The sequence below is a fragment of the Psychrobacter sp. GP33 genome, from assembly GCF_014119005.1.
GTDB lineage: Bacteria > Pseudomonadota > Gammaproteobacteria > Pseudomonadales > Moraxellaceae > Psychrobacter.
Genome location: NZ_JACGYX010000001.1, coordinates 279,690 through 293,149, shown reverse-complemented (window position 1 = coordinate 293,149; position 13,460 = coordinate 279,690). Strand labels below are relative to the sequence as shown.

Genomic DNA, 13,460 nt, shown 5'->3' with positions numbered 1-13,460 from the left:
GCCCTTTTTTTAACTAAAAATGATAGTAAAAGTTAATCCTTAAACATCAGTAATCACATCCAAATCTCTAACCATTAGTTGCAAGCTTTGTTTGCCATTCCACTCATTGATATCCAGCTGAAATAACAGGTGTACTTTTTCTGCGCGATAATCCCACACGCTACTATCATAATTAAAACAAATAGCGTCAATCGGATATTGCACATCCGGATATCGTAGTGACAACTTTAGATGCTTGTCTTTTAATACTTTAAAGCTGAGTACCTCAAACACACCATCAAACATCGGTGGCGCAAAACCATGCCCCCAAATGCTGGCATCGGTTAAATGCTCAGCAAACCACAAGCTAAAATCTGCCGCTTGCAACGCGCCATCAGTAAGTTTTTGCTCAGTAAAAATACCATCTTCCAGCTGCGCTACCACATTATTAAAAGCGTCAACAAAGGCATCAAAGTTACCACGCTTAATGGTCAGCCCCGCTGCCATCGCATGACCACCAAAATGTGTGATTAAATCCGGATGTTGCTCCACCACTTGCTCGATTGCATCACGAATATGCACGCCAGCAATCGAGCGTGCCGAGCCTTTAATCGCATCTTCGTCACCTGTGCGCTCAATATCAGCTGGCGCAAACACAATGCTAGGACGATAATGACTTTCTTTTAAACGTCCAGCCACGATACCGATAACGCCTTGATGCCAATCATCTCGATACAGCACAATACTGCGTTTGCTTTTATCAATATTAGCGTTATCGTCATCAGTTTTAGCTACTGTATTTACTATATCGTTTTGCGCATCATTTTCCGTAATAATCAGACCATTGTTATCGTCTGTTAAATCGTTACTATTATGAGAAGTATTTAAAGCTTCGATAATATCATCCGCTTGGCTACGCATCTCGCCTTCAACTTGGCGGCGATTGCGATTAAGCTGCTCAAGCTCATGTGCCAAACGTTGCGCTTCGCTCCAATCCTCGGTCAGTAAACACTCGATACCAATGCGCATATTATCCATCCGCCCTGCCGCATTAATACGGGGACCTAAGATAAAGCCAAAATCTTGCGCTTGTAATTGTTTTGGGTCACGTCCAGCTTGTTCAAGAAGCGCTAAAATACCCAAACAGCAGCGCCCTTGACGAATCGCTTGTAGACCATGATGTACTAATATACGATTATTTTTATCTAGAATACCCACATCGGCAATCGTACCCAGCGCCACTAAGTCCAAATATTGGCTGACTTGTACGGTTGACTTGCCAGCTTCACGGCGCAACTTTGCTAAGCGTCCCAGCACATAAAATGCCACGCCCACGCCAACTAAAGCCTTGCTGCTAAAGTCACAATCTTGCTGATTGGGATTGACTACGGCTTCAGCAGGCGGCACTGGCTTGGTGGTGAGATGATGGTCAGTAATAATAACCGTAATACCATCGGCTTGCGCACGTGCCACACCTTCATGGCTAGAGATACCATTATCAACGGTCACAATCATTTGCGGCTGATAGGTGGCAATGCCCAGCTCAACAATTTCAGGTGTCAAACCATAGCCATATTTAAAACGGTCAGGCACTAAAAAATCAACCACCGCGCCCATTGCGGTTAAAGCGCGCATCATTAATGCGGTACTGGTCGCGCCGTCACAATCAAAGTCGCCAACAATAAGAATACGCTGACCTTCATCAATAGCAATATCTAATAGACGCACTGCTTCACTAACGCCATGCAGCATCTCAGCAGGCAACAAACCCGCCAGTCCAGTTTCCAGCTCGTCAGGATCGGTGATACCGCGTCCTGCATAGAGGCGCGCTAGGGTCAATGATTGGGCGGCAAGCGGTTGCAATGCGGCGGGTAACTCGTCAATGCGAGTACCGGTATATCGGGGGGTTAAATTTAGCATGTCGGTATTCTACTGGCTTTGGTAGGCGGTCACAATAGCAAACAATGGCATGAACATTCACCATGTGACATCCGCTGTCGCGACAATCCCAGTATTACTTTTATTTTCGATCTCATTTTTATAATTATATTATCCCTACTGACTCTATAATTCTTATTAATTATAATTTCGACTTAGCTGATGAGGTGCTCACTTATCCTATATTTACAAAAACGGTGCATAGAAACGGTATTATTTGTATTTTGATACAAAGCTATGATTGTATGAAGCCGATAAATCCATAAAATGAGTACTACTTGCCATACTTAAAATATATTGACCAATCATTTTATAACCTGCTTGTTTTATAATCTATTTATTTTATAACTTTGAGATTCTTATAAGGACATCTTTATGAAAACTACACCTGCTGCTGAAAAAATTCCAAACACCATTGACCCAAGCTTAAATTTAGAGCAAGTAAAGCAAGAGTGTCTGGCGTTAGTCAAAAAACGAGCCAAAATTTCTGCTGGTGTGGCTGTTATCCCTATACCATTCTTCGATGTGGCAATCGATGCCGGTATGTTAACCCAGCTGCTGCCTGAGATTAGCGAACGCTTTGGTCTGATTGAAGGACGCGAATCCGCCATTGATTTAGAATCGCGTGCTATTCATTGGGGCGCACTAAAAGATCGAACCATTGATTTTGCCGGTCTCATGGCAACACGCGGTATCGTCAAAAAAACCATCCAAGGATTTGGTGGTCGTATCGCTGCCAAGCAAGTCACCAAATTTATTCCATTAGGTGGACAACTGGTCGCAGCGACTATGGGCTACACCATTTTTAAGAAAATCGCTACTGACCATATTGAAGAGTGCTATAACTTAGCAAAAGATATTCAACAAAAGCAACATGGTAAAAATGTATAAAATTTAGAAGTGAAGTAACGCCATAAAAAACCAGCTATGATGATTAACTCTTCTTAGCTGGTTTTTTATGGCTTCTATATTTTAGAACAGATTTTATTCTTAATAACACGACTTAATAATCATAGCCTGAAGTGAACTTCAAAATAATCGTTTTTCCTATACAAGAATGAGATAAGGTAATGTGTTAAAAATATGTAATAATCGTTCGTTATTGTCACTAAGCCAAAACGGACAATACTTATCACGTGTAAACACATTTTTCAGACAATCTCAAAAAACTCGTAGGATACAACGATGAAAAAATTATTAATCTCTACTGCTATGCTTGCTACATTTGCTTTATCTGGTTGCGCGTCAACAGGCGCTAACACTAACGCTGGTACTGCAGTTGGTAACGCAACTAATATTGGTATGAATGTTTTTAAAGCAGCTATCAACAACCAATGCCGTGCTGAGATTGAAAAGCAAACGACATGGCGTGTTGCCAGCGTTGTCATGAACGAAGAGCAAAAAGAAGCGGTAAAAAGTAAAGTATGTGGTTGTGTCAGTGAGCAAGCCCCACAGCACGTTACCATTGTTGAGCTAGGCAATGCCGCAATTAATCCAGAGTATCGAGTACAGTTAGCCACCCGTGTCATCGCAAAATCACTGCAAAGTTGTTATGCCAGCTTCACGAAATAAATGACTATTTATTAAATAAATAAAAAGGTGCGTTATAATTTATCAACGCACCTTTTTTGATAATTATTTGCCGCAAACTATTATCAACTAAAAAATAGTGTCAAATAAAGACTAATATCACATAAATACTCATCAAATTTCAATTTCTTACAATTGATTACGGCTCTAAAGGACTGTCTATAGTTAAGACTCTATTACGAAAATACTTAGACTGACCATCGATAATTTTTTCAACCTCATTAACCAAATCCTCGATAATATCATCGTACATTCCGTGCTCAAGTTCCCGCTCAAAAGACGTGAATGCGTGCTTACGCGCTGCCGATCTCACATCTGTAATCCCGTGTTTGGTATAGAAAATATTGACCCGACCATCACTATTAAGCACACAGTTCAACTCACCATTATCGATCACAATCTTTACGCTTTCAGGCATAAAAATATAGTCATCAACATCCAATAATTCCTTTTCAATGCCACGCTTTAATAACGACTTAATATCAAACATATTTGTACCTCTAAAATTGAATTTTTATAATACTAGGACTTAACAAGGCGCTTATAACCTCCCTGTTTTATGTCTCTATCCTATATAAACTGACAATTTTATTTAAGATGTAAAATGTAAAAGGGTGTTTGAGATTGGCAATTATGCTATTTCTAACAAACTCTGCTTTTGCTGATTAAGCTGATAAATATCAGGAGCTGCTTCAAATACTAGCCAGCCTTTCTTCATCCACTCTTGAATAACGTCTTTACCCATAATATGCATGAGGTTAGCAAGTTGTTGTGAGCCATGATACCAAATTCTTATAGTGACTCTATTCAACAGACTCTCACTGTTAAGATTAAACATTTCTCTAATATACTCTCCATCTGAAGAATCTAAAGAGTGTCCCCAGATAATAATCTCATAGTCATTTTGAAGCAGATAATTTATAGGTGGCTTACTTGTTAACTTCACATCACTATTATCTAAAAATATATAATCAGTATTACTGACAAGTTTTTGGAAAGTCTTAACAAATCCGTAAATTTTATATTTTTTTAATTTTCCTTCATCTAAGTCACTTATTCCAAGCACAATATTTTTATGTTCTGCACTGCCATGAATATACTGTACTTCTACTTGATTAAGTTGACTTTCAAGACTATTTGGATACAGTCTCTCGAAGATGTTAGAATAGTTAAACGTATAGACTGCATCAATTTCTTTTGCCAAATCACCAAAGGTATCAAAACTCTTAGTTGGCTCAATATTATTTATAATGGAACTAATATAGTTCTCAAATATATGCTTGAACTCATCTAACTCTATCAAAAGCTGTCTAAATATTTCAGTCTCATTAAATGATAAAAACTTGTCTTCAAAACGTTTTAAATACTTCTTATTTAACACTTCACTAAAAGCTTCTTTCTTATGTGAATAAAGATTTAATCCAATCAAGCCCTTTACATTTTTAGTAACCTCTTGAAAAATATCAAACTCATCTTTTGTTACTTTTTTGAAATAATTTTGGGTCGAATATTTTTCTTGTGACCTAACACCATACATAGTGTTAAATATTTTAAATTCTTTTAATAATGAATTAATTATATTTGACTTTAGACCAGTTCGGTCTAGAAGTATTTTATTAAGTAATACTGTGTCATTATCTATTATATTTTTAGCTATATCTAACCGAGAACTGTTATCCTCGTCAAAATTGATAATTGAGTTCTTTTCAAACTCAATATTGAATAATGTACCTAATAAAATCAAAACTTTTTCTATTTCATTCTCAAAATCAATCCAAGTATCTACATCATTTAAATGATGCTTAAAATGCTGAAACCAGCCGTTATCCTTTAGCTTTATTTGCAAGCCCTTCACAATATCAATCGATAACTTCAAGTTATATGTTTTATACAATTCCTTAGTCTTGCTAAAAAACTCCTTGTCTCTATCGGAACATTCTCCTGATATATATTTCTGAAACAAATCATCAAACCCAAGCTCTTTATTTTCTTCGCAAGATTCAACAACCATCATTGCATCCATGAAATGTACGTACGCAGTTGGCAGATAATGCGCTAAATCAAAGCCATTACCTAGTACAAATATTCTTTTAGTATCCAATTTTTTATTTTCATTTTTATCATCTAAAAATAAGGCGAGTTAACTAGCCGTTAACCCGCCCTCATACTTTAAATTCCAATATTTCTAAATCAAATGCGCCTTTAACTCCAACACTTTATCGCGAGTTTTCGCGGCATCCTCAAACTTCAAATCACGTGAGAATTGCTTCATTAGCTTCTCAAGACGATTGATTTCTTTAGCGAGCAAATCAGGGCTGCGTAAGATACTGATATCAACATCAGGCAGATTACTTTTGACCGGAATCGCTTGATTGTCATTGGCGTCCAAATCTTCACCGGTATCGATTTTATCCGTGACATTTCGGCGCGCGCCTTTTGGTGTGATGTTATGCTCAAGGTTAAATGCCACTTGTTTTTCACGGCGACGATCGGTCTCATCAATCGCCTTTTGCATACTGTTGGTGATACGGTCGGCATAGAGAATCGCCTTACCATGAAGATGGCGCGCAGCACGACCAATTGTCTGAATCAAGGCTCGCTCCGAACGTAAAAATCCCTCTTTATCCGCATCAAATATCGCCACCAATGACACTTCTGGCAAATCTAGACCTTCACGTAGCAAGTTAATACCGACCAGTACATCATATACGCCCGTACGCAGCTCATGAATAATTTGCATACGCTCAAGGGTGTCAATATCTGAATGGAGATAAGCGACTTTGACATCGTATTCTTTGAGATAACTGGTCAAATCCTCTGACATGCGCTTGGTCAAAGTAGTAATCAGCACGCGCTCATCTTTGGCACTGCGTGTGGTAATCTCTGATAATACATCATCGACTTGGGTGAGCACCGGACGAATCTCAATCTCAGGGTCAATCAAACCGGTTGGACGTACGACTTGCTCAACCACTTGCTCGCTATGTTCCAATTCATATAATGCAGGCGTAGCGCTGACATAAATCGTCGTTGGCTTAATACGCTCCCACTCTTCAAACTTCATCGGACGGTTATTCATCGCACTTGGCAAACGGAAACCATAATTGACCAAGTTTTCTTTACGCGACCGATCGCCTTTATACATCGCACCAATTTGCGACACCGTCACATGAGATTCATCAAGGAATAACAAGGCATCTTCTGGAATATAATCAAACAACGTTGGCGGTGCTTCCCCTGATGGGCGACCTGATAAATGCTGCGAGTAGTTCTCGATGCCGTTACAGTAGCCAAGCTGTTGAATCATTTCAAGATCATATTGGGTGCGCTCTTTTAGACGTTGCGCTTCAACCAGTTTATTGTTTTCACGGAAATATTCTAAACGTGGCTCAAGTTCCGCACGAATCGTATGGGTTGCCGCCTCTAACTTATTACGTGGTGTCACATAATGCGACTTTGGATAAATAGTAATACGCGGCACGCTACGCACGGTTTTGCCGGTTAAAGGATCGAACCAAGAGATTTTCTCCACTTCATCATCAAATAAATGCACACGTACCGCAAGCTGCTCCGACTCTGCCGGATAGATATCTAATATCTCACCGCGCAAACGATAGGTACCACGCCCAAAGTCCAGCTCATTGCGCATATATTGCATTTCAACCAAACGCTTAATCACCGCAGTACGGTCAACCTTGTCACCCACTACAATATGTAATAGCATTTTTAGGTAACTTTCAGGGTCGCCCAAACCATAAATACAGGATACCGACGCCACAATAATGGCATCACGACGCTCTAATAATGCCCGCGTGGCGGATAAACGCATTTGGTCAATATGGTCATTAATGGCACTATCTTTTTCAATAAAGGTATCACTAGCGGCAACATAAGCTTCGGGCTGATAATAGTCATAATAACTGACGAAATATTCAACGGCATTATTTGGGAAAAACGCTTTAAACTCGCCATATAACTGCGCGGCAAGGGTTTTATTGTGTGCCATAATGATGGTTGGACGTTGCGTCTCAGAGATGACCTTTGCCATAGTGTAGGTCTTACCAGAGCCCGTCACTCCAAGCAGCAATTGCTCGTCCATGCCAGCATTAATACCTTTAACTAGCTTTGCAATCGCTTGCGGCTGATCGCCTGCTGGCTCAAATTCTGTCACCATCTCAAAGGCGCGACTGGCTATTTGCGTGCCAGACGCATTCACACCACTGATTTCAGCTTCGCCTTGCAGCTGGGTGGCTAATTGATTTAACTGACGCGATGAGCGCGGTTCGGGCATTCGCATAGTGACTTTCTTCCTGATATTTATAAAAAGTTATAAGAGGTAAAGTTTGTAATAATATGGGGTTAAATGACTATTTTTAAAGGTTATTTGTCCGCTTAAAATACTATAAACAGCTCATAGATTTACCCCAGCTAGATGCAAAAACACGCAATAACAAGCGCCCATATCAGGTATAGTTCAGGGACAATTAATCAAGGAATGAGTTATGAAAGGTCATTGTCTGTGCGGTAACGTGACGATTGAATTAGAAGATATCAATACCTTCGAGGCGTGTCATTGTACGATGTGTCGCCGTTGGGGTAGCGGACCATTGATGGCGATACATAGTCACTCAAAACCTGACATTCAAGGTGAAGACTCTATAACCGTCTATCCCTCTTCAGCATGGGCGGAGCGTGCGTTTTGCCATAAATGTGGTACTAATTTGTATTATCATCAGCTGGGTTCTGAGACTTATGTGCTATCGCTTGGCCTGTTCCAAGACAATCCTAACCTGACCTTTGAGAGCCAGATTTTCATTGATAAAAAGCCAGATTATTATGCATTCGCTAATGATACGGTCAACCTAACTCAGCAGCAATTGTTTGATAAATTTGCCGAAAAAGGCATTAAGCCTCAAAATTAATATTGTTTATGCTTATTGATTAGATATTTCAAATACTGGCTACCTTTATTCTTTAAATTAGCCCCTTTTAATTCTCCTTAAAAGGGGCTAACTTGTGCGCCAATTGTTATCGAACAACCTATTTTAATCGTTATATTTACAAAGCTTTTCATGATTAACACACTCATTACACGACCACTGTATAAAGCCTAAATCTTAGGGGTTTTATTGCGCAGACAAGGTGTTATTATCGGCACTGGATAAATAATTCATACCTTAATCAGTGTGTTATATAACGAATATACACTATTAAATCAGCTGTATGAACGTAGCAAAAATTATATTAAAAATAAATTTTCTAAACGTACACCTCTTAATATAGAACAATAAAACCCTTAACAAATAAAAAATGGAGCTTAAAATGAGAGAACGTTACGCTAGTGGAATTGATGATGCAACTGCCCAAAAAATGATTGATTTGTTAAACGCCAATCTAGCAAATCTGATCGATTTGAGTATGGATAGCAAGCAGTGTCATTGGAACCTTCAAGGTACTGGCTTTATTGGTGTTCATCAGTTATTAGATGATACTCATGCGCGCTTAACTGAAGCTTATGATACGGTTGCTGAACGCATTGTTATTCTTGGCGGTAAAGCTAATGGTATTTCTAAACGTGTGGTTGAGGACTCTATCTTAGAGACTTATCCTACTGAAATCACGGAAGTTGACCAACACGTTCGTGAGCTGACTAACCGCTACAAAATCATTGCGGCTTCATTGCGTGAAGGCATTGATACTGCTGGTGATGCTGGTGATGAAGATACCGCTGACTTATTGACTGAAGTAAGCCGTATCGTTGATAAAGATGCATGGTTTATTGGTGCCAACGCCCCGAAGAAGTAAGTTTTAAATTAAGTAAAATTTAAATAGAAATTAAACAAAGGTCACCCTAGTTGGTGACCTTTTTTATGGCTTATTTTTAAGCAATACTATTTAAAAGTAGTTATTTAGCATAGATATCCAAGCAGTTATTTTTAAAACTTCAACGGCTAAGGTTTAAGCTTGAGCACTGGAGCGTTAGGCACTGACAAGGTTAAAATAGCTTCTTGAAAAATTGGATTGGCACGGAATTGATTTTCAATATCTTCAAATTTTTGGGCAATATCGTTTTCTTGTTGATTACCCGTGATATCGACCGCTGCCACCATAAATATCTTCTTAGGTCCTACCCATTCTAAATGCAGGTATGACACGCTTTCAATATCGGCATGTGCCAGCAGCTCGCCCAGCACATAATGGTGCATTTTATCCGTCACTCTATGACCAACCAAAAAATCACGATTACGGCTAATCAGAAATATTGCCACACCACCTAATAACAGCCCGACAACAATAGAACCCAATGCATCCCAAAACGGCTCTCCGGTATATGCATGCATGCCCATGGCAGTGGCAGCAATTACCAAGCCAATGACCGCCGCTAAATCTTCAAAAAATACCCCACGCAATGTCGGGTTAGAAGTATCAATCACATAACCAAGCGCACTAATATTCAGTACCTCGCCATGCTTTTTACTTTCCCGATAAGCTTGCATCAATGACAAGCCTTCAAGCACAAAGGCGACCGCTAAGATGACAAAACCAATCGTATAGTCGGTCTCAGTTTCAGCAGCGTTCCACTCTGTTACACCAGTGTAGATTGAGACAATCGAGCCTGCCATAAAGACGCCAAATGCCGCAATCATCGACCATACGTAGGACTCTTTGCCATAGCCTAATGGGTGACTTCTATCGGCAGGTTTCACCGACTTCTTTTCAGCAACGATTAACAATGTGCCGTTACCCGCATCTGCCCAAGAGTGCGCCGCTTCTGCAATCATAGATGCAGAACCCGTCATCACAGCGCCCACTGTTTTGGCGATGGCAATCAGTAAGTTTGCCCCAACAGCGACTAATACTGTAGTGAGTGAGCTTGAAGGTTTTTTATTATTTATAGGCGCAGGACTACTACTATTAGGAATGTTTACGCTGTCAGCATTATCATTGACATGAGACATAGGAGATATGCCTGCACCGCGCGCACGCGGAATACTTTGAGCATGTGGCGGAGCCGTTAGCTGAGTGGTGGGCTTAGCGATAGATGGTTTTAGGCTCATACTCGACTCACTATCACAGTGCAATTACGATACATACTGCGACAGATAATATCTGCCACAGCGTTACTATAACTGCCCTGCTTCTTGGTTATAGATGTTTTAGCTTAAAATAGCAGTTGCTAATTATCAATAACTATTTCGTGAGTCGTTGTATAACATATTTATAACTTATCAGTTAAAACTTATTGGCTGGTATCTTCACAATCATCGCTGTCAGTTAATAAAGAGATATCGCAGCTGGGACGGTTGGCCCCTTCTTGATGCATACGTTTACGCTCTAGAGCGGCATCAAAGCGACATTTTTGCAATGGATTCTTAATATTTAATGGAGGAATTGGGGTAGGTTTACCCTTATCATCTACCGCTACCATAGTGAAATAACAGCTGTTGGTATGGCGAATGGTACGTGCACGTACGTCTTCAGCCTCAACGCGAATACCAATCTCCATCGAAGTACGACCAACATAATTGACACTGGCAGCAAAAGTGACCAGCTCACCGACGTAAATTGGCTCAAGGAACATCACTTGGTCGACCGATAAGGTAACGACGTAGCTACCACTGTACCGGCTGGCACAAGCATAGGCAACTTGGTCAAGCATTTTGAGCAAGTCACCACCATGAACATTACCGATGAAGTTTGCCATATCAGGCGTCATCAGTATCGACATATATAGTTCGTGATTTAAGGGGGCTTTTTTGGCAGTTGAAGAGGTATTATCTTGAGGCATAGCAATCCTTACTATTATAAACATCCATTGTTGGTGCGCTATTTAAGATAGCACAGATTTAGTGTAGCGCATATTCGGGATGTTCAGATAGTTTTTATTAATGGCAAGCATGTATACGCCATTAATATGGTGTTATGAATAAATTAAATCTATAAGAATGAAGAAAATTTAACCTAACCAATGAAAGCGATATGCCAGCCACGCAACCAGTGCGCTGACTGAACCGGTTAATAAGCCACCCCATGCAAAATCTACCAATGCGGTGTCGAGCGTAAAGCCTTTATACAACGCCAAGTTGGTAAAGTCATACGTTCCATATGCCATGAGACCAATCAGACCACCCAATAAAAAAATATGCCCAATGGATGCCTGTGCTTTAATTTGGGGATATAAAATGAGAATACATAAGGCAAGCAGGTAAAACAGATAAAATACGCCAGCGGCAGCCATATTGGGTTTATCAGCAAGCAAATGACCGATACGCGCTTCATAAAATGCGCCTTTCATGGTGGTCAGCCACACCGAATCAATGCCCAAAAATATGACAACGGCAGTAAGGTAGATAAATACATAGCCCATAATAATATCCTTTTTATGATGGTATGCTTTATAGATGTCGCCAGTTTTTACTTATAGGTTAATATCGCTTTATAACAATTATCTGTTTATTGTTATGCTCTTGTCGTTACTTATACTTAAGTGCCATCACTTGATGTCATTATTTAACAAAGATTATAATTTTAAGCGCATTGAGCGACTTTAACTGGTAAATCAGAAAAATGTAGCGTGTCGATATTATCTGGCTTCACCGCTGTCACTTGTACCACGCCGATGGTACGTTCTAAAAAGCCACCTTCGCAATAACAGAAGTAAAACTCCCATAAACGAATAAATGCCTCATCATAACCTAAGGCTTTAATCTCTTGTCGCTGCGACATAAATGATGCACGCCAATCTCGCAGCGTATAGGCATAATCAAAACCATAATCATGCAACTGCTTGATGACCATATCGGTCTGTTCAGTGAATTGAGTGGTGAGCTCTTGATTAGAGAGCAGACAGCCACCGGGGAAAATATGGGTCTGAATAAAGTCGACTGAGTCAATATAATTACGATAATTCTGATCATTAAAAGTAATGGCTTGTAGCACCATCAAGCCTGTGGGTTTAAGTAAATCATTACACTTAGCAAAGAACGTCGGTAAAAATTCATGACCAACCGCTTCAATCATTTCAATACTGACTAACTTATCATACTGCCCTGTTAGCTCACGATAATCTTGCTTGAGTAACGTAATTTTATCAGCCAAACCTGCCGCTTTGACACGGCGTTGCGCTTCTTGATACTGAGCGTCTGAAATCGTGGTAGTGGTCACATGACAGCCATAATGCTTGGTTGCATAAATGGCAAAACCGCCCCAACCTGTACCAATTTCAAGCACATGATCATCAGCTTTAAGCTGTAAGCGTTGACAAATAAGCGCTAATTTATGCTGCTGCGCTTGTTCTAGCGAAATCTCAGGCGTTGGATAAACCGCTGAGGAATACATCATCGTTGGGTCTAAAAAGCGCTCATACATCGCATTACCCAAATCATAATGCGCTAGAATATTGGACTTCGCGCCCGTCTGATCGTTACTGCGTAATTGGTGCTTGGTTTTCTCAAAGGTTTTGCTAATACGGGCAAAACGACTTTCTAATTTATTAAGTACGGCTAAGTTACGTGCCGCTAGTCGTATAAATCCCGTTAAATCATCGGTATCCCATTCAGCATTAATATAGCTATCCGCAAGTGCGATTGAACCGCCAAATAGTAGCTGACGGTAGACGTTACTATCATGAATGATGAGCGTCACATCGAGCGCATGTCGCCCTACTGCCGAACTACTGGCAGCTGTAGTAGAACTATCATTTAAATTGCCAGTATTTTTTTGCCCAAAGGTTTGACTGTTTGGCATTTCTGCATCGAAGTCTTCAATTAACGTCAAGCTACCAAACTGTAAATGGCTGAGCGCACGAAATACCACCTTTCTGGCTAGATGATTCACACCTTGGCTAATCGGTTTTAACAGAGTGGTATCATTGACCGCTTGATTCATACGGGCCGTGATTTTCTCTAAGGTTGAGGTTGGCGTGCGGTCTGTTGGGCGTGCTGGCATCGTCT

At 40.2% G+C, this 13,460-nt stretch carries 12 protein-coding genes; 4 read left to right on the top strand and 8 right to left on the bottom strand.

Features of this window, described 5'->3' with window-relative positions:
* Positions 1–39: 39 nt before the first annotated feature.
* Entirely contained in the window at positions 40–1,899 is a 1,860-nt protein-coding gene (gene recJ / locus H2245_RS01295; RefSeq protein WP_182405226.1) for a single-stranded-DNA-specific exonuclease RecJ, read from the bottom strand.
* Positions 1,900–2,292: 393 nt separating this feature from the next.
* Between recJ and H2245_RS01290 the strand changes: the two genes are divergently transcribed.
* Together H2245_RS01290 and H2245_RS01285 are read left to right on the top strand one after the other, a co-directional pair.
* Positions 2,293–2,808, top strand: coding sequence for a hypothetical protein (locus H2245_RS01290; protein ID WP_182405223.1), 516 nt, complete (start codon positions 2,293–2,295; stop codon positions 2,806–2,808).
* A gap of 294 nt (positions 2,809–3,102) precedes the next feature.
* A complete protein-coding gene (locus H2245_RS01285) occupies positions 3,103–3,489 on the top strand; it encodes a hypothetical protein (RefSeq protein WP_182405221.1) in 387 nt (128 codons plus the stop codon).
* Positions 3,490–3,646: 157 nt separating this feature from the next.
* Here H2245_RS01285 and H2245_RS01280 read toward each other — a convergent pair whose 3' ends face one another.
* The 3 genes from H2245_RS01280 to uvrB form a co-directional block, all read right to left on the bottom strand.
* On the bottom strand, positions 3,647–3,997 hold the full coding sequence (locus tag H2245_RS01280; protein WP_182405219.1) for a hypothetical protein: 351 nt from the start codon (positions 3,995–3,997) through the stop codon (positions 3,647–3,649).
* A gap of 141 nt (positions 3,998–4,138) precedes the next feature.
* Positions 4,139–5,608 carry an AbiH family protein gene (locus tag H2245_RS01275; protein ID WP_182405217.1) on the bottom strand — a complete coding sequence of 490 codons (1,470 nt, stop codon included), beginning with the start codon at positions 5,606–5,608 and terminating at the stop codon, positions 4,139–4,141.
* An 84-nt stretch (positions 5,609–5,692) separates the two neighbouring features.
* Complete coding sequence (uvrB, locus tag H2245_RS01270) at positions 5,693–7,804, bottom strand: excinuclease ABC subunit UvrB (RefSeq protein WP_182405215.1); 2,112 nt, start codon at positions 7,802–7,804, stop codon at positions 5,693–5,695.
* 205 nt (positions 7,805–8,009) lie between these two features.
* Between uvrB and H2245_RS01265 the strand changes: the two genes are divergently transcribed.
* Entirely contained in the window at positions 8,010–8,429 is a 420-nt protein-coding gene (locus H2245_RS01265) for a GFA family protein (RefSeq protein ID WP_182405213.1), read from the top strand.
* Between the two features lie 400 nt (positions 8,430–8,829).
* Entirely contained in the window at positions 8,830–9,312 is a 483-nt protein-coding gene (dps, locus tag H2245_RS01260; RefSeq protein ID WP_182405210.1) for a DNA starvation/stationary phase protection protein Dps, read from the top strand.
* A 146-nt stretch (positions 9,313–9,458) separates the two neighbouring features.
* On the opposite strand, the gene H2245_RS01255 is transcribed toward dps, so the two are convergent.
* The 4 genes from H2245_RS01255 to H2245_RS01240 form a co-directional block, all read right to left on the bottom strand.
* On the bottom strand, positions 9,459–10,565 hold the full coding sequence (locus tag H2245_RS01255; RefSeq protein WP_259365027.1) for a cation diffusion facilitator family transporter: 1,107 nt from the start codon (positions 10,563–10,565) through the stop codon (positions 9,459–9,461).
* Positions 10,566–10,747: 182 nt separating this feature from the next.
* On the bottom strand, positions 10,748–11,296 hold the full coding sequence (locus H2245_RS01250; RefSeq protein WP_182405208.1) for an acyl-CoA thioesterase: 549 nt from the start codon (positions 11,294–11,296) through the stop codon (positions 10,748–10,750).
* A 168-nt stretch (positions 11,297–11,464) separates the two neighbouring features.
* Complete coding sequence (locus H2245_RS01245; protein WP_182405206.1) at positions 11,465–11,875, bottom strand: DUF2177 family protein; 411 nt, start codon at positions 11,873–11,875, stop codon at positions 11,465–11,467.
* Positions 11,876–12,036: 161 nt separating this feature from the next.
* Positions 12,037–13,455 (bottom strand): cyclopropane-fatty-acyl-phospholipid synthase family protein, encoded by a 1,419-nt coding sequence (locus H2245_RS01240; RefSeq protein WP_182405204.1) that lies wholly within the window; start codon positions 13,453–13,455, stop codon positions 12,037–12,039.
* Positions 13,456–13,460 lie beyond the last annotated feature (5 nt).

What these genes read in the sequence shown, in the direction of transcription:
- uvrB (WP_182405215.1), bottom strand. Translation starts at nt 7,804, where the DNA reads ATGCGAATGCCCGAACCGCGCTCATCGCGTCAGTTAAATCAATTAGCC.
- H2245_RS01285 (WP_182405221.1), top strand. Translation starts at nt 3,103, where the DNA reads ATGAAAAAATTATTAATCTCTACTGCTATGCTTGCTACATTTGCTTTA.
- H2245_RS01265 (WP_182405213.1), top strand. Translation starts at nt 8,010, where the DNA reads ATGAAAGGTCATTGTCTGTGCGGTAACGTGACGATTGAATTAGAAGAT.
- H2245_RS01290 (WP_182405223.1), top strand. Translation starts at nt 2,293, where the DNA reads ATGAAAACTACACCTGCTGCTGAAAAAATTCCAAACACCATTGACCCA.
- H2245_RS01245 (WP_182405206.1), bottom strand. Translation starts at nt 11,875, where the DNA reads ATGGGCTATGTATTTATCTACCTTACTGCCGTTGTCATATTTTTGGGC.
- recJ (WP_182405226.1), bottom strand. Translation starts at nt 1,899, where the DNA reads ATGCTAAATTTAACCCCCCGATATACCGGTACTCGCATTGACGAGTTA.
- dps (WP_182405210.1), top strand. Translation starts at nt 8,830, where the DNA reads ATGAGAGAACGTTACGCTAGTGGAATTGATGATGCAACTGCCCAAAAA.
- H2245_RS01255 (WP_259365027.1), bottom strand. Translation starts at nt 10,565, where the DNA reads ATGAGCCTAAAACCATCTATCGCTAAGCCCACCACTCAGCTAACGGCT.
- H2245_RS01240 (WP_182405204.1), bottom strand. Translation starts at nt 13,455, where the DNA reads ATGCCAGCACGCCCAACAGACCGCACGCCAACCTCAACCTTAGAGAAA.
- H2245_RS01280 (WP_182405219.1), bottom strand. Translation starts at nt 3,997, where the DNA reads ATGTTTGATATTAAGTCGTTATTAAAGCGTGGCATTGAAAAGGAATTA.
- H2245_RS01250 (WP_182405208.1), bottom strand. Translation starts at nt 11,296, where the DNA reads ATGCCTCAAGATAATACCTCTTCAACTGCCAAAAAAGCCCCCTTAAAT.